The organism is Paenibacillus sp. FSL H8-0261 (genome assembly GCF_045040645.1).
Classification (GTDB): Bacteria; Bacillota; Bacilli; order Paenibacillales; family Paenibacillaceae; genus Paenibacillus_AQ.
The window spans coordinates 2676182-2700715 of sequence record NZ_CP150297.1 but is presented as its reverse complement, the minus strand read 5'-3'; the positions used below and the strand labels follow the sequence as shown (position 1 = coordinate 2700715).

The window sequence follows — 24534 nt, the reverse complement described above, 5'->3', positions numbered from 1 at the left end:
TGTTTGGTGTATTCTAAAAAACAAAAAGCAGTAATTCATTGAACTTTTCGGTGCGCGGTATGCATCTACTTCGTCAAAACCTTTGGGAGAGCAGGGACACTCTTACTCCCTTAATGATCTGTATCTTCGTACTGTGTAAAACTAAATATGAAATGATATAATATTTAAGTTCAACTCTTAAAGAAGGTAGGAAGATTAGATGACCAAAATATTAAATGTATATATACGACCACTTACCCTCTCAGATGCTGTCGAATTACTGAATTTAGAAAAGAAAAATCAAACTTTTTTCGAAAGTCATTCCGTCACTCGTCCGGAAAATTACTGGACGTTAGAAACGCACAAAGAATTAATTGAAAAGTGGGAAGAAAACACAAGGAAGGATATTCAATATGAATTCGGAATTTTTCAAATTAACAATGACGTTCTTATAGGTACTATCAGCTTATTTCATGTTGTCCGTGGACCTTGTCAAAGTGCAACTTTAGGATATTCCTTAGACCAAGAACATAATGGAAAAGGTTATACTACCGAAGCTGTTAATCTGGTTGTTAATTATGCTTTTGAAATACTCAATTTACATAGAATTGAAGCTGGAGTTATGCCAGACAACTTAGGTTCCATGCGAGTTTTAGAAAAAGCTGGTTTTCATAAAGAAGGAATAGCAATTAAAAATGTTGAAATTAACGGCCGTTGGGAAGATCATCAGATATTAGCAATATTAAATCCAAATCACTAACCTTATTATTTCTTTGCATTAAAGTAATAGGCTTAATACAACCCGCTCATATGCGATAACAATGAGTGGGTTTCATTATTTTTCATTGCACAGTTTGCGTCTACTGCGACATTGTTCTACTCACACTCAGTCTTAATTCTACTTGGTATACCAAGTATTGTGGTTGCAGGATAGCAGAAGATAAGTACAAAAAGAGGAGTTTAAAAACCGCGAAAATCCTTGTATAATCAAGGATCTTCGCGGTTTTTTGTTTTTTTAAAAGCCTCGTAAGGGCTCGCGGCAAAACCCAAAAAGAAGGCTTTTTTATACGTTGGAAAGAACTCCGATATTTATTTTGAACGCATCAATAAATATAGGAAGTAAGGCACACTCAGCATTGTTACAATAATCCCTGCGGGAATATCCGACTTAAAGCTGACCGTTCGAGCAATCGTATCCGCTATAAGCAGCAATAGCGCACCAATAAGTGCTGAAGTTGGTAGAAGTACTTTGTAGTCGTGACCTACCAGTTTGCGCGCCACATGCGGACTAATCAATCCAATAAAGAAGATCGAGCCCCCGAGCGCTACACAGCCAGAAGCAATGCCTACAGCCGCAATCGCCAGGCGCAAAAATTTCTTCTTTACAGCGACTCCTAATCCTATCGAAATTTCGTTGCCTAGCACCAAGACGTTCAATGTCCTGAAATTAGAAATAATATATGCGAATAGCAGCAATACCCAAGGTGCCAACAAGCTGATATAAGACCACTTGTCCCCCCATAAATATCCTGCTTGCCAACGCTGCGCAAACTCATACTTCTGGTCATCAAGCTTTAAAGTCAGGAATAACGACAGCGCACTAAACCCCATATTAATCGCAACACCCGTCAAGACAAGTCGTGTAGAAGAAATCATACGACGTTTCCTATAGGCTAGAATATAGATCAGAGCTGCTGCCAGCAAACCACCTAAGAATGCCATAGACGGCAGTAATAATGTTATAGCGGTGCCTTGAATGCTCACAGTTGAGATAATCAGCAACACCATAAGACCTGAACCTGAGCTAATACCAAGCATGCCGGGATCAGCCAGATCATTGCGCAGCAACGCCTGCATAACGGCACCTGCCAGTGCCATCCCAAATCCAACAAGTATCGCTAATACGATCCGAGGAAGACGAAACTTATAAACAACGAGATTATGCTCCTCTGGACCTTGTCCAAGCAATACTTGAAATACTTCAAGTGGATTGAGAGACACCTTTCCCATATTAAGACTAAGAATAGCTCCTGCAATAAGCAGTATTATGAGAGATAGAATCCATATTGTAGCCTTATGCGATTTAACAACATTCATTTGAAGGCTCTCCTCTCTTTGCTCGCAATTAGCAAGAAGAAAGGAACACCAATCATTGCAAAAATAATGCCCAGTGCTGTCTCCGCCGGACGATTAATCAGCCTTCCTGCGATATCCGCTACTACCATAAGTGCGCCGCCGTAAATGGCTGATGCCGGAATAATATAACGATAATCTACACCTACAAAAAAACGCATAATATGCGGTATAATCAACCCTACAAAGCCGATTGGCCCTACAAGTGCAACAGCTACACCCGCTAGTAAAAGGACCGCAAGCGTAGCTATCATCTTAACGAGAACGATCCGTTGCCCGAAGCCTTTCGCGATCTCTTCCCCCAAGTTTAAAACAGTGATAGAGCGTGCAATGAATAGTGACAAAGCCAGTCCACCTAGGAACCAAGGTATAACTAGCCTAATTTCCACCCATGTTGCTCCAGCCACACTACCCGAAGTCCAATAAGCAAGGGCACGACCAATTCCATAGTTTAATGAGATAAATGACCCCACAGCTCCAAATAGCATTGTAATTGATATTCCAGCTAGCACCAGTCGTTGAGGTGTCATTCCTGAACGATTCAATGAAGCGGCAAGATACGTTAATCCTGCTCCAAGTCCTGCGCCAATAAAGCTAACTAGCAAGGTTGTTGTCTGCAGTTGCCCTGGAAGAAAAACCAGTGTAACGGCCATTGCAAGCGCTGCTCCAGCATTTACTCCCATTAATCCCGAATCGGCTAAGGGATTTCGCGTATAGCCTTGCATAACTGCTCCTGCTACCGCGAGACACATGCCCGCAATAATATCAGCTGCTGTACGCGGAATACGAAGGGCATGAATAATCTGATGCTCGGTCAGTTCAGGATCAAAATTAAAAATCGCTGTCCATGCCATCTTCAGGCTCATGGAAGCAGAGCCAAAAGAGATAGAAGCCGCTACTGAAAGCAGCAGCAGCAATATCCCTAGGAGTAAAAACAGACCGAAATACGATTTCCCTCTTAAATCAGGGATAACAGCTGTTTTATCATCTAGCTTTCTATTTTTTTTCATACGCTGACACTAGCTTCTCAACTACAAAATCTAGCTGCTTATCAAGAGAGTAGATATCGGAATAATATGAAAAATCAAACCCAATTTCGATCAATCTACCTTCTTTGATTGCTGGAATGCTGTTCCAAATGGGGTTGTCCGACAAATCATCAGCCCCATCCCATACAGAGCGGAACACGAAGTCACCTATATACTCAGGTAACACTTCTAAGGAAACAAACCCTCCAGTAGCCTTCTCCCTGCCATCAATCTTCTTTTGAAGAATCTCTGGTGCTTTTAGTCCTAAATATTCATAAATGATCTGAGAGCCTCTTCCGTAAAGCTTGCTATCGATCACCGCCATCTCTTTTTTGCCGCCCTCGATAATGGTTACCGTCTTATCTAAAATTCCAAGTTCACCAAGCTTCTGCTTACTTTTCTCCAACTTCTCGTGGAAATTATCTAATAAAGCTTGTGCCTCCTGCTCCTTGCCAAATACCTCGCCAATCTTCATTATACGTTCGTCCGTCGCCATTTTTTCATAAGGTATTGGAATGGTCGGTGCAATATCCTTAAGGATTTCGTAAGTTTCTTCAGAAGCAGCTATGATCAAGTCCGGCTTTACTGCCATAATAGCCTCTGGATTAGGCTCATACCATGAACCAAGATCTTCAATACCTCCCAGCTCTTCTGCAAAGGCCGCTCCTTCAAAGACACTCGAAGTACCTACTGGCTTAATGCCGAGGGCGACAAGATCCCCTTGAAGGTATAACACGACAACCCTCTCTGGATTAGCTGGAACGACAATATCTCCCTTTACCGTAGAGATAGTTCTTGTCTGAGCCTCTTTATTGTTATTGTCAGTTGCAATTGAATTATTGGCTGATGATGATGTAACTTCAGAAGCTTTGGATCCCTTAGAATTCGTGGCTGTAGAACCAACGTTTGCAGATCCGCATGCACTTAAAAGCAAGGTAAAGCTAAGCAGCATCGCTACAATAAAACTTGATGTCTTTGTTATTCGCATAGGTGAAGACCCTCCGGTTATTTTATTATGATAACAGTATTGATAATGATTATCATATTCAACAACATTATATCGGGAGGGTATGTTCTCGCCAATGGAGAATCTGGCGGTGGTAAATGGACGATTCTCCGATGAGTTCATCTGCCTGCTTTCCTTGCGGAATCGGATGGGAGATTGACCATTATATTTACTAAACATACGACTGAAGTAATATACATCGCTATATCCAACTTCTTCTGCAATATCGCGGAGTGGAGCATCGGTACATCGTAATAGCTCTTCTGCATGTTCAAGCCGGTATCGTATCAAATATTCGATCAAGCTGAACCCCGTCTCCCCTTTAAAACGCGTTGATAAATGACGAGGGCTATAATTAAATTGCTCCGCTATAGATTCTAGTGATAAATTGTGACGATAATGCACCTCAATATAACGGACAACCTGCCCAATGACATCCGGTTGCCTGAGGTTTATTCCATCCTTTGTAAACTGCTTTAATAATTCATGTATAAACTGATAGAACAAGCCTTTAACTTGAATTCTTTCCAATAAGCCTCCTTGTGCCCAGAGTTGCTCCATTGCCATTAGTTGATAGTGAAGTGGCAATGGCTCTAAAGACTCGAAGCCATACTGCATCCGAAATGGATTGCTTCGTTCCAAAAGTCTTGCTAAATCCTTTCTTCCTGGTAAGGAGGCTCTATAAAATAATAAATAGTATTCAAAGATCTTCCCTGTCTCTATGCTTAGTCTCATACCCTTGCCACCATGCACAATAAAATGACGGTCTGCGTCGTAATCTATACCGTTGAGATTCAAGCTGGCCGCACCCCGTACACAGTAGATAAATCCACATGCAGGTAATATATAGCCTTGCAGCTTGTCCCCAGGCTCCATTACAGCATGTCGAATATCCAGCACTTTAACGGCTGCATAATTCCATGCGGCAATATGATCTTCCAACTTCATCTTGCATTTCACTCCGTTCCGTTACACAATCTATTTAAGTTAATTACATTTTAAACATTGATAATGATTATCAATTAGTATTAGGCAGCTCTTCTATTTTGTCAATCGCTGTTTAGTATCGTGCTTGCTGATAGCTTCGCATGAACTTCGAAAAGTCAAAAATAACATCGCCATGGATCTAAACGTTACTTGAACTAAACAGGAACAATCTCTCAACATTGCATCTCCTATAATTTATCATTAATATAAAATAATGAGACTTACTGAAAATCGTTAATGAGTATCGTTTTGAGGATTATTGCATTTTCGCAAACTCACTAAGGAGTAGGAGTGTTTTTTATATGTTATAGGGGAAAACGAATATTGGGACCAATGACTGAAGCTGATGCTCTACGTGAATGGTTTACTCTTTCCGGTACAGTGAAGGACATTTATATTATTGAGGTTGATGAGAACAATAAAGTAAGGCGCCAGATCGGACCCACAAAGAAGAAAAAGAAATAAGCATTACCTGCAGCAACCTACTATAACTTGATTGAAAAAGCGATGAAACGAAAAAAATCCCCACCGACCTTTATAGGTTGATGGGGTATTTTATTAAAATGGAAATTTAGTAAGCGAGAATATTAAGAGTACCATCCCAACAATCGAAGACAGAGCCGCCATTTTATCTTTAGTTTTAAAATAGGTAGCTCCTCCATTAAAAATCAGAGCTCCACACATCCCCATCATTGTCCAAGACATGATCACTTGATCCTGACCGCGGAAAAATAGTATTGCCAGAATGATTGTTGCTGCACTAAATAGAATACCGAACAGCCTTAGTGCTTTCAGCAAAAAATCCCCTCCTGAAATATAATGGGCTAATGAATTTGCAGCTTACTCGATATTACAAGAAAAAATGTAGCCAATGGGCCACAAAGCAAAGAAATTAAAAACCAATTTAATCCACTCCTATTTTTACCTTGTGCTAATCCAGCATTTATTAATGCTAATGTACCCCATCCAACAAAATACCCGTTATCCATCACGCACACGACCTTTCAACATCATTTTATAGGAATACGAATATCCAATATAATGGTTTCATCATAAGCAAATGTTGCAGGGATTTGTTATACTTGCTGAGATTTCAACAACTACTTTATTCTTGTGGCAATAAGCTGGATCGTTTCATCAGAGTCTTTTACAAGACATTTCAAAGTAATGCCCAGGGCAAGTGAAAATAAAGAGATCATAAAACAAATGACTGTAATCATTGCTCCTCTTAAGTCATTTGTGAAATTATAAAACAAGATTTCTGAGAAGCTGCTAGTAGAAAAGAAAATTATAGTCAAAATAAAAAACAATCCAAAAACACAAAATAAAATGTTTGATATTTTATTAACTCTTTCAAAATAGCTCATATATTCAACTCCTCTGATCAAGATAATAATCCACCAAGACATAAATGGAACCGGCAATACCAAAAAGGATAATGGCTATACTACTATTCAAATGATATTCCTGTATAAAGCGTTCATCGTATGCCTTGTAAAAGAAAACATATCCCCCGATACCACTCAGAAGCAATATCATTATGCGGCTAATCAAAGGATTTGCAATCATTCGAACAACCCAAGAGAAAGGAAAAATTATAATTGGGTAAAGAACGGCTGAAAAAAGAAATGCTAAGAAAATAAAAACAAACCCTATATTTTGAAACCCATAGTATTCAGTCGTGCTTATTTTATTTCCTTCCCATAGCTCTAATCCAAAAGTGGCCAAGGTGAATAAAATCGTCGAAACAAACCATAACATGATATGCTTAACTACACGCAAAGTAATCCCACCAATTTTATGCTATATATATCCGCCATTTCATAAGTTCTATTGTTAAATCTGCTTCCAATAATCATTTAGCACTTGGTTCTATTGAAGTTAAAAAAGGTTTTTGCCCTATTCTACTATTATAGGAAACAAAGTACTCCTCATTTATATTAATCAACTTAAATATTCCTTTTGGGATTGTGACTGTAGTTTGATCACCGCTCATATTTTGTACTACTATTTCTCTTTTATTTACTGACACTACATTAACAACAGCTGCAGTACTTGCCATCAAAAGGTACCATATTATAAATAAAAAAATGATCAAAGGAAGAAATGAGAAGATTTTACGATTATTCATATCTATCACCTCAGAGTAAGGATCATCTAATGGGCATGGTAGTTACCTCCTATCCATTGCCGAACAATTCTTGTATGTATTTTTCCGACATATATTCTCTAAATTCTTTATCTAATAAGTATATTTCATCTTGTTTTATCCACTGGTAGTTAAAAACAGTTCCACAGTCCTCTCCTTCACCCTCTCCAGTGAATCTCCACTTTTCAGGTAATCTTGTTTCTGGAATCAGAAGGTAGTCATGTCTTTCAACATTTGCATCTATATAATCCTTATAATAATATTGTGTTCCTATTTTCTTTACTAATTTAAATTGTTTAAGTCCACTTTCTTCTTGAATTTCCCTGAATAAGGCTTCTTCTTCTGTTTCCCCGGCATCGACATTACCACCTACTAATCTAAAGGGTACTTCTGGTACATTAAGATAAACTAATAAGGTCTTTTCTCCAACTTCATTGTCTTGCAAAATAAATCCGTATACCTTCTTTCTAATCGGTTTCCCTATCTTCATCGTGTCCCCCTATTTAGCTTCTTATAAACGAAAATAAAAAAGTATTTGACCATTGATCAAATACTTGCTCAGTCGTACGGTGTTATGAATATATGCTCCCTTGTGGTCATCTACGTTTACGCTATTCGAACATCCATAAATTTACTTTATTGTATTCTGAAAACCTAAATTAAACAAGTGTAACTCTTTAATTCCCACCGCTGATCAAAATAGCACTCCGCTTCTGTTTAGCACATTACAATCTATTGTGCATTTTATATAGAGAAGCTTAATAGAAAGGGGTGGATCAGAATGGCAACTCGTCAACCTGATTTGGTATTGATCACTTGGAGCAGAAATCCTTTGGTTCGTGGCTCTGCACGTAGGATTATTTCTGTCCGCATCATTGGAAATGCTGAGCCTTGTCGACCTAGCTTAAGACCCAACGGGCTACTTGACACCGCCTTAGCTTGTTTATTAGATAATGACATTGGTTTTAAAGTGGTGTTTCGTAAAAAAACTTCAAGGATTAGCGGCTATTTGCTGTTACAACGCCATTAATATTTTCAGAGGGCAGCTAAGTTGCTGCTCTTTTTTAACGTTGAATAGAACCTGAATCTGATCGAAATTAGGTGAGTCCATGAACTTACAAGATGTAAAGAAGAACTATGATTTAATCGTAAGCTTAGGTATGTCTTGTGCTCCTGCTATAAATATGCAAAGAAATAACTTGAGAACATTCTCCATGCCTCTCGACTGGATGATTTCTTATTCATTAACTGATGTAAACAGACTTTATAAAAATAGATTTCAGAATTTTATGGAGTTAACAAATCTGCAAATGCTCGAAGAGACACATTTTTTTCTAGAGGATGGAGTGCCCGCTTATCCTAATGGAAACAAGAATGCGTTAGTGAAATCGTATTTTATTCAGGATACCTTTTATAACATTATCTCGGTACATGATTTTCCTATCACCTTAGGTAAACATTGGTCTACGACCTATCCATCTTATAAAGCAAAGCTGGATTTACGAATTAAGAGATTTTGGGACAAATTACTAAGCAGTAAAAAAATTCTATTCATTAGATGGTTCGCCACATACGAACAGGCTGTAGAGCTACAAGCGATTTTGTCTGATATATTAAAGCCGAACGAATTCACTGTCCTTATCCTTTATCCCGTTCGTGAATTAACATCAGTACGAGAAATCCATTGGAATATTAATCATATTTGTGTGTTAGAATTTCCTGATGATATGAACGATTATGATAGCTGGGATTATATTTTGAAAGATATACAAATAACGAGCGATTAATTTATCTCCGTATTAAAAAATGACCCTCTCATGGGTCATTAATGTTGACGGCTTCGGTCAATCAAATGATTAATCATTTCTTGCGCAGCAAAAACATATGGATTCAGATATAACCTACTGATACCTACAAATATAGCAATAGGGTTACTGACTCCAAAATCGCTTTGGCTCCAAAGTGATTTTGGATTTGTAAGTTCAGGCTCTACAAGATCATACTTTTCCATCAGCCTTTCCTTTGTTCCACTATCCATTACAGCTCCGTTTCCTTTATCCGCAAAGACTGCTCCTGATGAAAAACACGCCATGATCAGAACAAAGGAAAAAATGAGTATTGCTAGTTTCTTTTTACACATAATACAGCTCCTAATTCTTTCTATGGTCTACACTAAACTCTAAACCTTGTACCAACTCAAATATTTCTCGGGTAATCGCAGGAAATCTATGTATTCGACATTCTTGATCAGTTCTAGATCATATTCTATAAAAATAATGGGATAAAAAGTATTAAATTCTATAATACACCTTTCCCCATATAAAAACAAAAGCACCCCACAGCTATAATTAGTAGGGTACTTTTGAATAATTCTCCATATTTACAATACCAACATCCCAATAAATATTCTATGGGGTTGGAGTTCCGCCATTGGCATTTAGCGTTTCGCCACTAATATAGCTCGATTCCTGGCTAGCAAGAAATACATAAGCCGGAGCCATCTCTGCAGGCTGTCCCGGACGGCCTAGTGGTGTGCTCGCACCGAACTCCTTCAGCACTTCCTCTGGTTGCCCACCCACCACCTGAAGAGGTGTCCATACGGGACCTGGCGCCACTACATTGACTCGAATCCCCTTACCAGCGACTTGCTGAGCGAGAGATTTACTGAATGTATTGATCGCAGCCTTGGTCGTCGCGTAGTCCAACAGGATGGGCGAAGGGTTATAGGCTTGAATGGAAGAAGTGTTGATGATGGCGCTACCCGGTTGCATATGTTTCACTGCCGCTTTACACAGCCAGAACATAGCATATACGTTCGTTTTAAAGGTATCGTCAAAATGCTTCGTAGTAAGATCAGCAATATCGGGGACGAATTGCTGTTTGCCCGCTACATTGGCTAAAATATCAATCCCACCCAGCTGCTTGACCGCAGTATCGACGAGCTGTTCACAGTATTCCTCATCCTAAAGATCACCTGGGATGGCGATTGCGGTACGTCCTGCTTCCTGCACCAGCTTGAGAACCTGCTTTGCATCCTCTTCTTCCTCCGGCATGTAGGATAGAACAACATCTGCGCCTTCACGAGCAAAAGCAATCGCAACAGCACGACCTATCCCGCTGTCCGCCCCGGTAACAACAATCGCTTTTCGTCCAGTCAGACGTCCGGTGCCTTGATAGGTATCTTCACCTGTATCAGGCACGGGATTCATCTTCTTCTGAAGCCCCGGCTCTTGTTGCTGCTGTTGAAATTCTGGTCCTGCCTTGGTGTACTGAGTGGTAGGATCTTGCATCGTATATTGGTTAGACATCGATCAATTCCTCCTTTATTTTTAAAAAACCATTTTTTATTTAACGAACTCTTTTTTATGTAAACACAACAGTACACCGCTAAACATACCTCATCGATAGCATAGTCCTGAATATTTCCACAAAAAATACCCCAACTACCTGTTAAGGTGGCTAGGGTATCTCATACCTTAAGTATCATTAATCATTTAATGGCCTTAAATTTCCTCTGACCTGTCTGGAACCGACTCATAACGAGTACGTATTTCACGATTTTTAGCGTAGATGTATAAATCTAAAGCCACTATTCCTCTACGTGCCAATTTTACTAGAAGGACGAAGAAGTAGATTCCCAAGCCAATTGATATCAACCAAATTAAAAAGAACAAAACACCTACTCCCCCTCCGAAAAAAAGACCTGTGTGTTCCATACGATTTATCCGCTCCTTAAACAATTTTCATTTTTTATCAGTCTATATTGCGTAAGCTTAAATAAATATATGGAAACTCACACATGAATCGGGACACCCTCCATACAGTTTCGCGTATACATTACATAAAGGAGTGATAAATCATGGGCTTTTTTATTTTCCTCTTTGTTCTGTTAGCGCTACTTAACATCTTTTTCCCACGATTCGGATGGTACATGAGATACGGATGGATGGTCAAAGGTGACGTTGAGCCAAGTGAGGCTTATTTATTAATGACCCGCGTCAGCAGTATAGTGGCACTTATTGTCCTCTTTTTTATCTGGTCTAGTTTCTGACTTATCCTAACGCTCTTAATACATCCTCAATCTTACGCTGATGCGACAATACGCCGTAATTCATCCAGGCCATGAAATCCACCTCATATACGCTGCCGTTACGTACAGCAGGCAAGTTGCGCCAGAGTTGTGTATCCAGCAGTTCCCGTCCTCCCCCTTCAAGCTGATCAAAGGTAATAAACAAATGATCCGCAGTCAGATTGGCAAGCTCTTCTTTTGTCAGGTTCACTCGATTCTTTCCATTGGTCAACTTCCGAACCAAGCTGTGGGGTTGCAAGCCCAAATCATGATGAAGCACGCTTCCTGTATACCCCAAATGCTCACATCCATAGAGAGTGATTCCGTAGACTGAGATTCTTAAACAAGCTATGGTCTGACTATGGACGGAACGGGTAAGCAGCTGCTTGGCTTGCTGTGCCTGATGCTCATAATTGTCGATCACTTCCTGGACACGTTCCGTTCTGCCAAAGACGGCTGCTGCGGAATACAATGTGGCACGCCAATCCTCTTGATGAACAGGCAGCTTGAACAACGGAGCGATCCGGCTGCACTCCTCCAGATGCCAACGATGAAAGCCATTATCCAGCAAGATCAATTCGGGCGTATACCGGGAGAGCTCCTGCCAATTACGAGTCGAAATATCTACCTCAGGCACATTGTGGAGAGCCAAGTACTCTTGTTTCCCCCACTCGGCGTGAGAATATTGCGCCACTGGCGTAATATCCAGAGCCAATAGATAATCTTCCAAAAAAGGAGCAAACACCCTCAACCCATCCTGATGGAAGCTTCTGTATTGGCCTGGAGTAACACCCACCGATCTTTTAAAACGCCGATTAAAATAATACTCATTACTATATCCGACGGAAACCGCGATATCATGCATACGGTCATTCGTCAGCAGTAGCTGCTGCTGCGCTCTTTCGATACGAAGCCCGTTCAAATGCTCCAAGGGAACCCTCCCTGTCACCTCTTTAAATGTTTGTGTGTAACGCGCACGTGTAATACCTGCAACTTCAGCCAACTGATCAACGGTTACGGCTTGGTTATAATGCTCCTCCATATAGTGAATGGAACGCTGTATTGCCTCATGATCACCCGTGACCTGAACGAAAGAGGAATTTGCACGCATGATTAGCAGCAGCAGCTCCTGAAAGCGCGTATGGCCTGCGAACCATTCGATCTCATCTGTGCTTCTACGGCTATTGTAGATAGCCTCTAGCAATAATTTACATTGTGAAAAGGGTCTACAGCTTAACAAACCAGATCGAAGGATGTCCTCTTTAGTCCTTCTTTCCATTTCACTCTGCCTGTTTTCCCCGGTTTCGATGATTTCAAAAGTAAGCCGATAAAAGCTAAGCCCCCGCTCCTCGGCATTGATTTTGCTTAATAACCCTGGTTCGAACAAGAACCCAGTACCTTTTTCCAGTGGAAACTGCCTCAACTCAGCCTCAACATACCCCTGTCCTTCCGATACAATGAGTAGCGTATGATCCTGAAACACCTCACTCTGTCCGCTTCCTGACAGGGATTGGGTTTCTATATTTATCAAGCTATAGAATAGCTTCCTTCTATTGCTGTCTTGCAAATCTTTTGCCATTCTCCCGCCCCCAATTGAGAACCATTTTCATTCACTTCAGTGTAAAACAAAAAAGAAGGTCTATCAAGGGTGCTGATAGACCTTCTTTTTGCTATTCCTTCAAGGCGGCTGCCGTTTATTTCACCATAGCTTCCAGCAGGTCGTCAAGCTTCATCGAATTGGCCGTGATGGCACCAGTCTGCCAGTGGGAACGTTCCATTCTATAAACATTCCCGTTCTTCACTGCGGGTAGGCTCTTCCACAGCGGCCCATCAAGAATTTGGATCGCTTCCTGATTCCCTTCAGTATCCCAGCCCCCGTTGTCAGGGAATACAATGATATGATCCGCTTCGAGCTGAGGAATAAGTTCTTCGGAAATAATAGATTGATATTCAGTCATTTCTGCAGCCATAGGCACGGGTGTCAGGCCAAATTGAGAATAAATCACACCGATAAAACGGTTTTTAACACCGAACAAAGCAAAGGTCTTATCCGCTACGTTGAGCCGGATCACTGCTACTTTTTCTTGCCCCAGAGCCTGTTGCAGTTTAGCTTTTCCATCTGCCACTTTCTGATCATACTCGGCGAGCACAGCCTCAGCCTTCTCCGGAATACCGAGCGCATCTGCAATCGCTGTAAGCACTTGTCTTGAGTCCTGCAGCGCCGCCTCAGGGAGACGATACGTTGGTGCTATCTTGGAATATTGTTCATACCTCGCCGCATCCGCGCCTCCGTCCGCAATAATCAAGTCAGGGTCTTTCTCCAACAACGCTTCCAAGCTTCCGGTGATATCAAATTCTGGCACATCGAGATTTAAGTAATCCTGTTTGCCCCAGCTTGGATGATACCACTGAACCACCGGGGTAATCCCCAATGCCTTCAAATAATCTTCAAGGTAAATCCCGGCCACCCGTTTAGGGTTGACTGGAATCTCAACATCTCCGAATTCCCCTGTAATCGTCCGAGTTGCAACCTCTTCCGAAGCATTTCCACTTCCTTCGCTCGGTGTGCTGCTAGCTGAGGTTGATTCCTCTGCATTCTCTGTTTTAGCAACATTATCTTTCGTAGTATTGCTATTCGTTCCGCATGCCGCCAGCGCGGTCAATGCCATAATAAGTACTGCTGACCATAAAAACTTCCGACCCCATCTTACCATTATCCCTTCACTCCAATGCTATATTTTCATTGATTATCATTCTCAATAATCATTATCACAATAGTAGCATGACTTTTATAGCTTTCAATGCACTTTCTCTGCAAAAATCTTATACAAACTATTAACTAGTTTCTTCCCTTCTTCACATATTTCTTATTATTTACGATTGATTTATACAATGCTTTCGCTTACAATAAACTCATAAACGCGCGTTTATGAAAAGAGGGGAAACATGCGCAGCGAAGATATAGCTAAGTTGGCCGGGGTTTCCCGAAGTACGGTATCCCGCGTGATCAACAATTATTCCAACGTCCCTGAAGAAACCCGGGCCAAAGTGCTGCGGGTGATTGAGCAACATCAGTACGAACCGAACAGCTTTGCAAGGGCTTTAGCCGGTAAGAAGACCGATACGATCGGACTCTTCGCCATCAGTATGAACGAGAAGGAGAATACTACCCGAATTTATCAGAACAATTACTTTGCTCCATTCGTTGATGCCGTAGTCGACACCTCGAATGCCCGCGGATGTTATGTACTGATTCATACGGTTTACTCTCCCGACGATTTCATCAAGGTAAAGCAAGCTTTTCTTCAAAAACGGATTGACGGCGGTATCATTGTCGGCACTCAGAAGGATATTAATATCGTCCGAGAAATGGTAGGACTCGACTCTCCTCTCGTATTAATTGATTATGATATTTCTGAGATTATGTCGGAGCATCTTGACCGCAATCATCTGGCCATTGTGAACTCCAAAGATTACGAGGGCACCACAGAAGCGATTGAATATTTGATCTCTCTGGGTCATCAAGAGATTGGCATCATCTGTGGGCAAATGAATACGTACTCTGGACGAGAGCGTTATACGGCTTATGAAGATACGCTGAAGAAACATGGCCTGCCTGTAAATGAGAGATTTATTCTGAAAGGTGATTTTCTGAAAGAGACTGCTTACGAAGAGGTTAAGAAGCTCCTTGCTTCTGGAGATCCTTTGCCAACGGCCTTCTTCTCCTCCAACGATGATATGGCTATATCAGCGATGGAAGCGTTCTCCGAACACGGAATCATTGTCCCTGAAGATCTCTCCATGGTCGGATTTGATGACATTCAGCTAGCATCCCGTATCCAGCCTAAGCTGACCTCTGTACGCTTGCCGATCTATGAAATGTCTAAGGCTGCAGTGGAAAAAGTAATCGAGTTGTGTGATTCACAGCAGCCGACGTTTAGCACGATCAGCTTTCCAGCTCGTTTAGTGGAGAGAGATTCCTGTCAATCGCCGAAAAAATAGCTTAAGATCAATCCTTCGCTGAAGAAATCTACATATTTTTCCGTGAAGCTGCTATTTGATTCGGTATCGAAACTACTGCTTTAATTGTCCTGCTTAAAAGCATTGAAAAAACTCCCTTCCCTCGAGGGAATTTTTTCTGAAACTTATAAACGCGCGTTCACAATCGAAAGGAGACTTTCTCACATGAAATTCGGAACCTTTGACGACACTCGAAAAGAGTATGTAATTAACACACCTAAAACCCCTTACCCTTGGATTAACTATCTTGGTAATGAGCAATTTTTCGGACTTATTTCCAATACAGCTGGTGGCTACACCTTCTATAGAGATGCTCGTCTCAGAAGATTGACCCGTTACCGTTATAACAATATCCCACTGGATACCGGCGGCCGCTACTACTATCTTTATGATGATGGTGATTTCTGGACCCCAGGCTGGATGCCAGTAAAACGTGATCTCGACTTCTACGAATGCCGTCACGGTCTTGGCTACACTTCCATTACTGGCGAACGTAACGGAATTTCTGTGAACCAGCTTGCTTTTGTCCCTATGGGTCATAATGCAGAAGTACATCGTCTTGTAGTGAAGAACACGGGCTCCGCTAAAAAATCCGTGAAGCTGTTCTCTTTTGCAGAGTTCTGTCTCTGGAATGCACAAGATGATATGACCAACTTCCAACGCAATCTCAGCACCGGTGAGGTTGAAGTGAAGGATTCCGTTATCTATCACAAAACTGAATATCGTGAGCGCAGAAATCACTATGCTTTCTACTCCGTAAATAAAGAAATCGCTGGTTTCGATACTGATCGTGAAGCTTTCGTAGGGATGTACAACGGTCTGGAAAGCCCACAAGCTGTAGTTGCAGGTGAACCTACTAACTCCGTAGCTAGCGGCTGGTCCCCTATCGGATCACACGCACTTAACATTACGCTTGAACCAGGTGAAGAACAAAGCTTCATCTTTGTACTCGGCTACATCGAGAACCCTGAAGAAGATAAATGGGAATCCCTGAATGTAATCAACAAAAAACCAGCAGAAGCTATGATCGCGCAATTTGCTACAGATGCTCAAGTAGATGCTGCACTCGCTGCACTTGCTGCTCACTGGGATAACCTGCTGTCTAAATATCAAATCCAAAGCGGCGACGAGAAACTGGATCGCATGGTTAACATCTGGAATCCATATCAATGCATGGTTACCTTCAACATGTCCCGTTCTGCTTCCTACTTTGAATCCGGTATTGGTCGTGGTATGGGCTTCCGTGATTCTAACCAAGACTTGCTCGGATTTGTTCATCAAATTCCTGAACGTGCTAAAGAACGTATTCTCGATATTGCGGCTACACAATTTGAAGATGGCAGTGCCTATCACCAATACCAACCTCTCACTAAAAAAGGTAACAACGAAGTCGGCACCGGCTTTAACGATGATCCGCTTTGGTTGATCCTTGGAACGGCTGCTTACATTAAAGAAACTGGCGATACCTCGATTCTTGATGAGCAGGTTCCTTTTGACAGTGATCCGAATAACACCGCTACGCTGTTTGAGCACTTGAAACGTTCCTTCGAGCATGTGACTAACAATCTCGGACCTCACGGCTTGCCGCTGATCGGGCGCGCAGACTGGAATGACTGCTTGAACCTCAACTGCTTCTCTACTGAGCCGGGCGAATCTTTCCAAACTACTGCCAACATCGAAGGTCGCGTTGCGGAATCTGTATTTATCGCGGGTCTGTTCGTCTTCGTTGGACCTGACTATGCAGAAATCTGCCGGATGCGCGGACTTAACGATGTAGCTGTGGATGCAGAAGCTAAGGTTGACAACATGAAAGAAATCACATTGACACACGGCTTCGATGGCGATTGGTTCCTGCGTGCTTATGATCACTATGGCGACAAGATCGGTTCCAAAGAAAATGAAGAAGGTAAAATCTTCATCGAACCACAAGGGATCTGCGTAATGGCCGGTATCGGTGTGGAAAATGGTCAAGCTGAAAAAGCTCTATCATCCGTACAAGAGCATTTGGATACTAAATACGGTATCGTATTGCAACAGCCACCGTATTCCAAGTACTATCTGAACCTGGGTGAAATTTCTACGTACCCTCCGGGCTACAAAGAAAATGCCGGTATTTTCTGCCATAATAACCCTTGGATCATGATCGCTGAAACTGTACTTGGACATGGCGACAGAGCGTTTGAAATTTACGCAAAAATTGCTCCTGCTTACCTGGAGGATATCAGCGAAATTCACCGCACAGAGCCTTATGTCTACTCCCAAATGATCGCAGGTAAAGATGCCGTTCGTCACGGGGAAGCTAAAAACTCCTGGTTGACTGGTACTGCTGCTTGGAACTATGTAGCCATCACTCAATCGATCCTTGGCATCCAAGCGGATTTCAATGGTCTGAAGATCGATCCTTGTATTCCTACTGAATGGGATAGCTTTGAAATCACACGTGTCTTCCGTGGAGATACTTATGTGATTCAAATCAAGAACCCGAACCATGTATCCAAAGGTGTAGTTAGTCTTACCCTGGATGGCACAGCTGTCGAAGGTAACATCATTGCTCCAGTTGGAGACGGTGCAGTACACCACGTAGTTGTACAACTGGGTTAAAAAAATCCGCTCAACCGTTCACTTGAACGATTGGGCGGATCTATAATTAACGCTGGATGACTCCTGAACTCTTCAGGGGTCTTTTTTTTACCCTTCCACAACATCTGCTCTTAAATCACTCGCAACCTCAAGCATTCTCGGGATCACAGCTTCATTATTTCCAGAAACGTAAATATCCCCTTGATAATGCCTAAATGGGATTGTAGTATCACCAAAGCTCCACATAAAGAAATCTCCCTCAATAGACATCGTAGTGGCGCCTGCTACTGTATAAACTGATGTATAGGTGAAATCAGGTTTGGATGCGAAATACTGCTTGCACTCTTCTAAAGATATGGTTTGTGTTGAACCTCCATCATTTTGCATAGCTCGTGTAATTCGATAACGTTTGCTCATTGTGATGCCTCCAATATTTTCTGTAAAATAATCAGCTACCTTGTCCCGATCAAATATAGCATACAATAAAGCGTAAATCCCAGCTATCCTAAACCTTAAAATTGTTTCTGCGCTAACAGCATAGAGGTTCTCACGTAAGGAGATATTGCCCACGGATAAGGGAACTTCAATTGCCCAAACACTCGATATGGCGAAAAAACCTGCAAAAGTACATATTTCTAAGATGAAAGGATCGCTACAGCACTGATTCCTGCAAATCTGCAGTAATTTTCGTTTCAAAAGTAGCTTTGAGCCCTTAAGCATGGAAAATACTGCACTTTTGCAGGCTTTGGACTTTATAAAGATGATATTGGTTTAAAAAACTGTACTTTTGCAGGTTTTCTGTGGTTTGGTGAACGGCGTGGATGGAATGGTTGAGTGAGTATTAAATGTGTGAGAATTAAGGCATGAGAACCAGAGCGTAAGAATCGATAGAAATGGCAGGTCTAGGTCTCCTGAGTCCGTATGATGTCTGTCTCGCTAGTTAATTGGATTCTTTTGAGTGGTAGGAACCCCCTATCCCTCACATACTATGTAACATAAGACTTTTTAAGCCTGATTTATAATCAGGTTTTTTTGTTCAACTGCAATTTTTTGGAAGTGACAAGCATATTTATAGACATGCCTTTAATGTGGAGATGTTAAATATGCGGCCATTAAGATACCTTATCATTCTTTTAGGAAGCTTACTCGTTGCTGCGGGAACTAATTTTTTTCTCGTACCATATAAAATCCTGGATGGGGGAATAATAGGGATAGCCCTCATTATTAATTATTTATCCGACGCTAAAATTGGCGTAGCTATAATTCTCTGCAGCTTTCCTATCTTTCTGCTCGCTTGGTTAAAGGAACGCGATATCTTTTACAACAGTGTACTCGGCCTATTGATCTCATCATTTCTGATCGAGCTTCTCGGTCCTTTCCAATATCACTTTCTATATTATTTTGAGTTTGGTTCCATTTCTAGCGCCATTATTGGCGGTTTTTTGATGGGAACAGGACTTGGGATTATGCTGCGGTTTAAAGCAAGTACAGGTGGCACCGATCTGCTCGCTCAATTTATAAAAAGGTATGTCCCGCTGAACCTTGGATTCATCATTTTTTTGACCGACTTTATGATTATCGGCGCGGGGGGACTCCTGATTTCCAAGGAAACCTTCTTCCACTCCATCCTCACGATTATCTCTGGGGGCGTGGCTACGGGTCTATGCACACTTGAGACGAAATAAATGGAAATAAATACAAATACACACGATCATACGTTCGTATTATAATAAGGAGAAAAAAATATAAGGTATCTCTACCTCACCTGGAGTGTGTGAACCTATGAATAAAGAGCGTGTCATTATGCTATCTGATTGCCAAAGCTTCTATGCCTCCGTGGAAAAAGCCTCTAATCCGCAGTACAGCAATAAGCCGCATTCCAAAAGCAACTGATTAGTTTCTTATTTCGAACAGCATTAGACCATCGTTTTATATTGAAATGTAGCTCAATTGGCGTTAATTCATCTGGCTTCTTGGTGTAACATTGATTAAATGTTAATAATAACATCTCTTATTCCTCGATAAGAATGAGATTAACCTCTTTCTTTTGCTTTGTTTTTTCAGTTGTAGCGCTAGCTGAGATATCTAAAATAGCTTCCATTTTCTCAATATATTGCATAGGGATTTCATCCAGCAGGGAAAAAATTTTTTTGAAGCATTTTTCATAAGCGTATTGTACATATTGGCTATACACTTCTTTGCCTATTGTGGAAACCTTAATGATAATGTTTTTCTTATTATCAGATGTATGGTACTTTTCGAGCAGCCCTTTTTCCACCATTTTTTTTACATGTTTTGAAAATGCGCTCTTAGATATTCCCAGCCGTTTTGCAATTTCCAGCATGTTTTGATTTTTATCTTCATTCTCCAATAGATATTCCAGCACTTGAATTTGTGCAGCCGAAAATAAAAAAACAGTATTATAGTGGTACTCTTTTTTATAGGAGTCTGCGTATGAATTTCCATATTTAATAATCTTCTCTACAAATGTTCTATATTTCCCCATCCATTCAACTGCCAAAGAAATCCCTCTTTTCCCGTCAATTTAGCTCATAAAATTATATCAAAAATTATAATTTTAACATAGCTAGAAAAGCGCTATTGCTTTCAAATAAAAAGTGTAGTATAAAAACTATATAGTTTCCAATGGAACCTATATAGTTAAGGGGGAGTATTTATATGAAAAAAAAGATAATTAGAAGATTGCTTGTCGTTTCTGTGTTGATGATTTTTGTAAGCGCTTGTTTATCAGGTTTTTTACAAACTTCTTTTGGAAAGGTAGAAATTATTGATTTTAAGCTACCAACTGAAAATGGGCAGTGGCTGTCTGGACAAATTTTTAAACCTGAACAATCAAATGCGGAGCACAAGGTTCCTTTAGTTATTACCGAGCATGGTTATCTAAACAATAAACATATGCAAAATTTAAACGCTATTGAATTATCACGCAGAGGAATTGCAGTAATGACATTCGATGCCTACTATCATGGAAAATCAAGCTCGTCGAGCGAGCCAGTCATGAAGGCAGTAGCAGCAACTGGTGAGGGAATGATACCTCTAGTGGAATTTTCCTATAAAAGCCTCGATTACATTGATAATGAGATGATCGGTGTTATGGGGCATTCTATGGGTGGAATGTCCACATGGTTGACGTTAATGCACTACGGTTCACAATATTATGCAGCAATTGAAGAAGCGAAGAACCCCGATTCGGAAGGCGCCGAGACAATAACAGACAGCGAAAAGGAATATGCTAATTCCTTAAACAAGGTCGCAGCAGGGTTGCCGGTGGGAAATATCCGTTTATCTAGTGAAAAGGTCTTTAGTCAAATTCAGGCTAATATGGGAATTATTTATGGTCAATATGATGAGGGAAATTATGATTTGTCTCAAGGCAATGGCAATCTCTCCAATAATGCTGATGAGGCCTTAGTCGCAGTGAACTCGATTTTTTCAAAAGCTGAGCAGCATTCGGGCTTTAATGTAGCTAAATATTATGGAGATGCAGAAAATCAAACACTGAGAGTAGTTTATAATCCAAAGCAAACGCATGAATGGGCACATTTTTCAAAGAAAACTGTTGCATACACAGTAGACTTTTTCAGCCAGGCCTTTGAGATTTCACCACAAATAAAAAATACTAATCAAATATGGATCTGGAAAGAGCTTGTTAGCTTTATTGGATTATTAGGTATTTTTCTATTGATTTTCCCAGCATCCTATTACTTGTTGGAAATTCCGTTCTTTAAGCACTTAAAATTAGCAAAAAAACAAAGCAATTCTATAGCTAATGCATTCCAAACGGAAAAGAGCAAAAAGAAAACTAGAGTTTTTTGGATCAGTTGGTCGCTTAATTGGTTTTTTTCTGCTGTTGGCGTAATCGTAGCTTTAAATCTAGATAAAGTGATTTTTAAAAGCACGTCCAATTTCATGTCTGTAAAATGGTTTACGCAGCCCATTACAAACTATATCTTGATATGGGCAATGTTTAGCAGCCTTATTGGAGCGGCACTATTTGTATATAAGTACAAATTGGAGAAAAGAAATAACGCTGAGCTTTCTTTGGAACAATTAGGATTAAAAATCGGTTTGAGCAAAGCAGGAAGGACTTTAATTCTTGCTTTATGCATCTACGGAATTTTTTTCGGTATCGTATATGCGGCAGAATATCTTTTTAACGCTGATTTTAAATTTTGGATACTCGGAGTATTTACATTTAATTCAGATAAGTTATTGGTATGGATGAACTATTTGCCGTTCTTCTTTATTTTCTATCTAATAAATGCGCTCTTAATAAATATATTAAGTTTTAGTAATATCAAGTCTGAAAAAGCAAATATGATTGTCGCTGGACTGGGAAACGTGCTAGGTATTATGCTTATTAACGGAATCCAGTATGCTGTATTATTTACGACAGGTAATACATTTTGGCAAGAAACAAGACTTTATCCAATGGTACTGCTTCCGTTTATTTTCTTACTATTTGCAGCTGCAATTATTAGTCGCAGCCTATACAAATTGACAGGGAACGTGTGGCTTGGTGCTATGGTGAATACCTTGATCATCACGATGATTGGAGTTGCCAATACTGCTACATTGGCACTTTAAAGAAAGTTTTGAACATAGAGGGGGTTCTTACAACAGCAAATACGCCACGGCTGACCTCAGTGACGTAAGATCTATTCACTCAACTTTTACGTATAGACCATTGCTGCCGATCTATATGCAGATATTCGATTTATAATTTAAGTTCCTCTTTCAACTATATTCCCCGTTACTTTAATAGGTTGCCACGAATGCCGGCAGCCTATTTGTAATTTGCTGACCATAAGTGAGTAAACTGACTTATTACCAAACAACTGCTGGCTCTAACGGCTATATTCAATTTCGTTTGTGCTACCGTTAACGCATACAGGTAGTTGAAAAAGTATCAAGTCTTTTATCAATCTTCTATTCATTAATTTAATATTTATGGAATCTCCATCTTTTTCATTGTGGTTCTTACGTGTATTCTCGCTCGCTCGTACTGAATATTTCTATTCGCGACAATGATTTTACCGCTATGTTTAGGACTTTTTCCTTTTCTTCTAGGAGTGATAAATAGCACCCCATGAAATGATAGTAGATATAGGAGTTGTATTCTTCCTCAGTTATCAATAACTGTTCAGGAAAAATAAAGTAATAGACTTAACCCAGAGATGGAAAAAACGGTAGCCATGGACGAGAAAATATAGCCCTAGACTGCCGCTTTTTTATTGAACTTTCGTTACCCGTTACTTCAATGATTATAGGGATTATACCTCATCGCCATCAAGCTAAAGAAAGTAAATACCTCAAAACCAGAAAATTTGCTTTTCCAAGCCAATATGCATATTTTTTTTGTTGGGGACTTTATGAGATTCTTAATATAAGAAACATCATTTCAATTCAAGTATACTACAGTATAAATTCAACATCGAATTCAATCCTTATCATCTACCCTGCTGTTCTATAATTATTATTTCTTGCAATGGCTACTGCATTTAAACGTGGCACTTGACCAAATAAAGTAATTAGTTTTGAAACAAAAAACGCAAAATTATAGTGGAAATAATACCTCCCAGTACGGTTCCCAGTAAACTACGTGTTTTTATCGCAATAAAGAAAGCGGTATGGCTGCAAAAAATTCAATGTTATTTGTAAGGGGTGCAATCTTTCCATCATGTATAAATATCTCTTGACCAATCAAAGCAGCTATAACAGAAATAGGGACATAATTTAACCATCGCATTCCCCATTCTGGTAATTCGAAACGACTTAGTACCATAAGAGGAACGACCCTTGGAATGAACATTACAATAGCTGACCCTAAAATAATCAAAAAAAATTCCCATCTTACATCCATTTTTCCACCACCATTCCTATTGTTGAAGCAATAATTGTAGCAACAATAACAGCCATACTGCTGGACAACATGAAAGAGCTTCCCACAGCAATGACAACTGCTATAATTGCGACAGCTATATCAAGTTTGTTTTTACTTCGCCCTAACATTGTTAGTATAAGAATTCCTATGCTGGCTCAGCTCAGTTTATTGTGGCAGGAATGATAGCAGCAAGTAGTTCTCTTACTACTGAAGACCGCCCTACGCAGGGTTGACTCTAAAAAAAGAAACTCCGAAAACCCTTGAATGTTGTGGGTTTTCGGAGTTTCTTTCATTACTCCCATTCGATCGTTGCCGGCGGCTTGCTCGTGATGTCGTAGACGACGTGGGGTATTCCAGTCGGTGAATCAACAGTGGGATTGATAAATATTCACAACATCACATCGGAAGCTCCGAAAGAAAACTTGCCGTTAGACACGTGGCGGTGAACTGCCAGATAAATATTTCATAACCTCCCACAGCTCGATGACTCCAACAACGTATACTTACTCATATCAATATGTTGATTCCGAAAGAACTCCAGAAGTTAAGGAATTGTTGGATGGCTTGTATAACGTCCTGGATATTTATTCTCTGTACTTATAATAAGAAAGCATACTAAATAAATCCGATTCACTATTGAATATTCGGATAAAATAACGGAACACTATGAGGAGATAA

Annotated in this window: 23 protein-coding genes and 4 pseudogenes; 10 read left to right on the top strand and 17 right to left on the bottom strand. The window is 40.4% G+C overall.

From position 1 onward, the window contains the following. Positions 1-199: 199 nt before the first annotated feature. The gene (locus MHI27_RS11715) at positions 200-739 is read left to right on the top strand and encodes a GNAT family N-acetyltransferase (protein WP_405176300.1); all 540 of its coding nucleotides are present in this window, start codon (positions 200-202) and stop codon (positions 737-739) included. 329 nt (positions 740-1068) lie between these two features. Here the strand turns inward: MHI27_RS11715 and MHI27_RS11710 are convergent, their stop codons facing one another. Genes MHI27_RS11710 through MHI27_RS11700 form a run of 3 tightly spaced genes read right to left on the bottom strand, consistent with a single transcriptional unit; the run spans position 1069 to position 5094 of the window. After that, positions 1069-2076: an iron ABC transporter permease gene (locus tag MHI27_RS11710; protein WP_076282960.1), complete on the bottom strand. Its 1008-nt coding sequence runs from the start codon at positions 2074-2076 to the stop codon at positions 1069-1071. Further along, complete coding sequence (locus MHI27_RS11705; RefSeq protein WP_405176299.1) at positions 2073-3122, bottom strand: FecCD family ABC transporter permease; 1050 nt, start codon at positions 3120-3122, stop codon at positions 2073-2075. The genes MHI27_RS11710 and MHI27_RS11705 overlap by 4 nt, the downstream gene beginning before the upstream one ends. Beyond that, positions 3109-5094, bottom strand: a complete 1986-nt coding sequence (locus tag MHI27_RS11700) for an AraC family transcriptional regulator (RefSeq protein ID WP_405176298.1) — start codon at positions 5092-5094, stop codon at positions 3109-3111. Before MHI27_RS11700 ends, MHI27_RS11705 begins: the two co-directional genes overlap by 14 nt. Before the next feature lie 363 nt (positions 5095-5457). Between MHI27_RS11700 and MHI27_RS11695 the strand changes: the two genes are divergently transcribed. After that, positions 5458-5598, top strand: coding sequence for a hypothetical protein (locus tag MHI27_RS11695; RefSeq protein ID WP_156113100.1), 141 nt, complete (start codon positions 5458-5460; stop codon positions 5596-5598). Positions 5599-5691: 93 nt separating this feature from the next. Here the strand turns inward: MHI27_RS11695 and MHI27_RS11690 are convergent, their stop codons facing one another. From MHI27_RS11690 to MHI27_RS11670, 5 genes are all read right to left on the bottom strand, one after another. After that, positions 5692-5931: a hypothetical protein gene (locus tag MHI27_RS11690; protein ID WP_076282962.1), complete on the bottom strand. Its 240-nt coding sequence runs from the start codon at positions 5929-5931 to the stop codon at positions 5692-5694. Positions 5932-6233: 302 nt separating this feature from the next. Next, complete coding sequence (locus MHI27_RS11685) at positions 6234-6500, bottom strand: hypothetical protein (protein WP_405176297.1); 267 nt, start codon at positions 6498-6500, stop codon at positions 6234-6236. A gap of 4 nt (positions 6501-6504) precedes the next feature. Beyond that, a complete protein-coding gene (locus MHI27_RS11680) occupies positions 6505-6915 on the bottom strand; it encodes a hypothetical protein (protein WP_339247343.1) in 411 nt (136 codons plus the stop codon). Between the two features lie 73 nt (positions 6916-6988). Continuing rightward, the gene (locus MHI27_RS11675) at positions 6989-7264 is read right to left on the bottom strand and encodes a hypothetical protein (RefSeq protein ID WP_341060524.1); all 276 of its coding nucleotides are present in this window, start codon (positions 7262-7264) and stop codon (positions 6989-6991) included. Positions 7265-7313: 49 nt separating this feature from the next. Next, entirely contained in the window at positions 7314-7772 is a 459-nt protein-coding gene (locus tag MHI27_RS11670) for an NUDIX domain-containing protein (protein WP_052404253.1), read from the bottom strand. A gap of 291 nt (positions 7773-8063) precedes the next feature. Here MHI27_RS11670 and MHI27_RS11665 point away from each other — a divergent pair, with 291 nt between their 5' ends. Together MHI27_RS11665 and MHI27_RS11660 are read left to right on the top strand one after the other, a co-directional pair. Next, the gene (locus MHI27_RS11665; RefSeq protein ID WP_076299475.1) at positions 8064-8312 is read left to right on the top strand and encodes a hypothetical protein; all 249 of its coding nucleotides are present in this window, start codon (positions 8064-8066) and stop codon (positions 8310-8312) included. A gap of 79 nt (positions 8313-8391) precedes the next feature. Continuing rightward, positions 8392-9069, top strand: coding sequence for a DUF1796 family putative cysteine peptidase (locus tag MHI27_RS11660; protein ID WP_405176296.1), 678 nt, complete (start codon positions 8392-8394; stop codon positions 9067-9069). A 38-nt stretch (positions 9070-9107) separates the two neighbouring features. On the opposite strand, the gene MHI27_RS11655 is transcribed toward MHI27_RS11660, so the two are convergent. Together MHI27_RS11655 and MHI27_RS11650 are read right to left on the bottom strand one after the other, a co-directional pair. Next, positions 9108-9422 carry a hypothetical protein gene (locus MHI27_RS11655; RefSeq protein WP_149644136.1) on the bottom strand — a complete coding sequence of 105 codons (315 nt, stop codon included), beginning with the start codon at positions 9420-9422 and terminating at the stop codon, positions 9108-9110. Between the two features lie 268 nt (positions 9423-9690). Further along, positions 9691-10590, bottom strand: a pseudogene (locus MHI27_RS11650) (SDR family oxidoreductase). A gap of 551 nt (positions 10591-11141) precedes the next feature. Here MHI27_RS11650 and MHI27_RS11645 point away from each other — a divergent pair. Beyond that, a complete protein-coding gene (locus MHI27_RS11645) occupies positions 11142-11333 on the top strand; it encodes a DUF6199 family natural product biosynthesis protein (RefSeq protein WP_042187270.1) in 192 nt (63 codons plus the stop codon). Between the two features lies 1 nt (position 11334). Here the strand turns inward: MHI27_RS11645 and MHI27_RS11640 are convergent, their stop codons facing one another. Further along, a complete protein-coding gene (locus MHI27_RS11640) occupies positions 11335-12930 on the bottom strand; it encodes a helix-turn-helix domain-containing protein (RefSeq protein WP_405176295.1) in 1596 nt (531 codons plus the stop codon). Between the two features lie 115 nt (positions 12931-13045). Beyond that, a complete protein-coding gene (locus tag MHI27_RS11635; RefSeq protein WP_256989875.1) occupies positions 13046-14065 on the bottom strand; it encodes an ABC transporter substrate-binding protein in 1020 nt (339 codons plus the stop codon). 232 nt (positions 14066-14297) lie between these two features. Here MHI27_RS11635 and MHI27_RS11630 point away from each other — a divergent pair, with 232 nt between their 5' ends. After that, complete coding sequence (locus tag MHI27_RS11630; RefSeq protein ID WP_341144968.1) at positions 14298-15353, top strand: LacI family DNA-binding transcriptional regulator; 1056 nt, start codon at positions 14298-14300, stop codon at positions 15351-15353. A 183-nt stretch (positions 15354-15536) separates the two neighbouring features. Next, positions 15537-17972 carry a GH36-type glycosyl hydrolase domain-containing protein gene (locus MHI27_RS11625; RefSeq protein ID WP_405176294.1) on the top strand — a complete coding sequence of 812 codons (2436 nt, stop codon included), beginning with the start codon at positions 15537-15539 and terminating at the stop codon, positions 17970-17972. An 87-nt stretch (positions 17973-18059) separates the two neighbouring features. Here MHI27_RS11625 and MHI27_RS11620 read toward each other — a convergent pair whose 3' ends face one another. Further along, positions 18060-18368, bottom strand: a complete 309-nt coding sequence (locus MHI27_RS11620; protein ID WP_042187261.1) for a hypothetical protein — start codon at positions 18366-18368, stop codon at positions 18060-18062. Between the two features lie 677 nt (positions 18369-19045). Here MHI27_RS11620 and MHI27_RS11615 point away from each other — a divergent pair. Continuing rightward, on the top strand, positions 19046-19636 hold the full coding sequence (locus MHI27_RS11615; RefSeq protein WP_076283375.1) for a YitT family protein: 591 nt from the start codon (positions 19046-19048) through the stop codon (positions 19634-19636). Between the two features lie 97 nt (positions 19637-19733). Next, a pseudogene (locus tag MHI27_RS11610) lies at positions 19734-19826 on the top strand (DNA polymerase IV); the annotation flags it as partial. 136 nt (positions 19827-19962) lie between these two features. On the opposite strand, the gene MHI27_RS11605 reads toward MHI27_RS11610, so the two are convergent. Next, a complete protein-coding gene (locus MHI27_RS11605; protein ID WP_405176293.1) occupies positions 19963-20472 on the bottom strand; it encodes a MarR family transcriptional regulator in 510 nt (169 codons plus the stop codon). Between the two features lie 158 nt (positions 20473-20630). Between MHI27_RS11605 and MHI27_RS11600 the strand changes: the two genes are divergently transcribed. Continuing rightward, positions 20631-22559 (top strand): alpha/beta hydrolase family protein, encoded by a 1929-nt coding sequence (locus tag MHI27_RS11600; protein ID WP_405176292.1) that lies wholly within the window; start codon positions 20631-20633, stop codon positions 22557-22559. Positions 22560-23503: 944 nt separating this feature from the next. Here the strand turns inward: MHI27_RS11600 and MHI27_RS11595 are convergent. The 3 genes and pseudogenes from MHI27_RS11595 to MHI27_RS11585 all read right to left on the bottom strand — a co-directional run bounded on the left by MHI27_RS11595 (position 23504) and on the right by MHI27_RS11585 (position 24238). After that, positions 23504-23835: pseudogene (locus MHI27_RS11595) on the bottom strand (AzlD domain-containing protein). Further along, positions 23826-24005 (bottom strand): annotated as a pseudogene (locus tag MHI27_RS11590) (branched-chain amino acid ABC transporter permease); the annotation flags it as partial. The pseudogenes MHI27_RS11590 and MHI27_RS11595, both read right to left, overlap by 10 nt. 143 nt (positions 24006-24148) lie before the next feature. Next, positions 24149-24238 carry a hypothetical protein gene (locus MHI27_RS11585; RefSeq protein WP_405176724.1) on the bottom strand — a complete coding sequence of 30 codons (90 nt, stop codon included), beginning with the start codon at positions 24236-24238 and terminating at the stop codon, positions 24149-24151. Positions 24239-24534 lie beyond the last annotated feature (296 nt).

What these genes read in the sequence shown, in the direction of transcription:
- MHI27_RS11715 (WP_405176300.1), top strand. Translation starts at nt 200, where the DNA reads ATGACCAAAATATTAAATGTATATATACGACCACTTACCCTCTCAGAT.
- MHI27_RS11710 (WP_076282960.1), bottom strand. Translation starts at nt 2,076, where the DNA reads ATGAATGTTGTTAAATCGCATAAGGCTACAATATGGATTCTATCTCTC.
- MHI27_RS11705 (WP_405176299.1), bottom strand. Translation starts at nt 3,122, where the DNA reads ATGAAAAAAAATAGAAAGCTAGATGATAAAACAGCTGTTATCCCTGAT.
- MHI27_RS11700 (WP_405176298.1), bottom strand. Translation starts at nt 5,094, where the DNA reads ATGAAGTTGGAAGATCATATTGCCGCATGGAATTATGCAGCCGTTAAA.
- MHI27_RS11685 (WP_405176297.1), bottom strand. Translation starts at nt 6,500, where the DNA reads ATGAGCTATTTTGAAAGAGTTAATAAAATATCAAACATTTTATTTTGT.
- MHI27_RS11675 (WP_341060524.1), bottom strand. Translation starts at nt 7,264, where the DNA reads ATGAATAATCGTAAAATCTTCTCATTTCTTCCTTTGATCATTTTTTTA.
- MHI27_RS11670 (WP_052404253.1), bottom strand. Translation starts at nt 7,772, where the DNA reads ATGAAGATAGGGAAACCGATTAGAAAGAAGGTATACGGATTTATTTTG.
- MHI27_RS11665 (WP_076299475.1), top strand. Translation starts at nt 8,064, where the DNA reads ATGGCAACTCGTCAACCTGATTTGGTATTGATCACTTGGAGCAGAAAT.
- MHI27_RS11660 (WP_405176296.1), top strand. Translation starts at nt 8,392, where the DNA reads ATGAACTTACAAGATGTAAAGAAGAACTATGATTTAATCGTAAGCTTA.
- MHI27_RS11655 (WP_149644136.1), bottom strand. Translation starts at nt 9,422, where the DNA reads ATGTGTAAAAAGAAACTAGCAATACTCATTTTTTCCTTTGTTCTGATC.
- MHI27_RS11645 (WP_042187270.1), top strand. Translation starts at nt 11,142, where the DNA reads ATGGGCTTTTTTATTTTCCTCTTTGTTCTGTTAGCGCTACTTAACATC.
- MHI27_RS11640 (WP_405176295.1), bottom strand. Translation starts at nt 12,930, where the DNA reads ATGGCAAAAGATTTGCAAGACAGCAATAGAAGGAAGCTATTCTATAGC.
- MHI27_RS11635 (WP_256989875.1), bottom strand. Translation starts at nt 14,065, where the DNA reads ATGGTAAGATGGGGTCGGAAGTTTTTATGGTCAGCAGTACTTATTATG.
- MHI27_RS11630 (WP_341144968.1), top strand. Translation starts at nt 14,298, where the DNA reads ATGCGCAGCGAAGATATAGCTAAGTTGGCCGGGGTTTCCCGAAGTACG.
- MHI27_RS11625 (WP_405176294.1), top strand. Translation starts at nt 15,537, where the DNA reads ATGAAATTCGGAACCTTTGACGACACTCGAAAAGAGTATGTAATTAAC.
- MHI27_RS11620 (WP_042187261.1), bottom strand. Translation starts at nt 18,368, where the DNA reads ATGAGCAAACGTTATCGAATTACACGAGCTATGCAAAATGATGGAGGT.
- MHI27_RS11615 (WP_076283375.1), top strand. Translation starts at nt 19,046, where the DNA reads ATGTTAAATATGCGGCCATTAAGATACCTTATCATTCTTTTAGGAAGC.
- MHI27_RS11600 (WP_405176292.1), top strand. Translation starts at nt 20,631, where the DNA reads ATGAAAAAAAAGATAATTAGAAGATTGCTTGTCGTTTCTGTGTTGATG.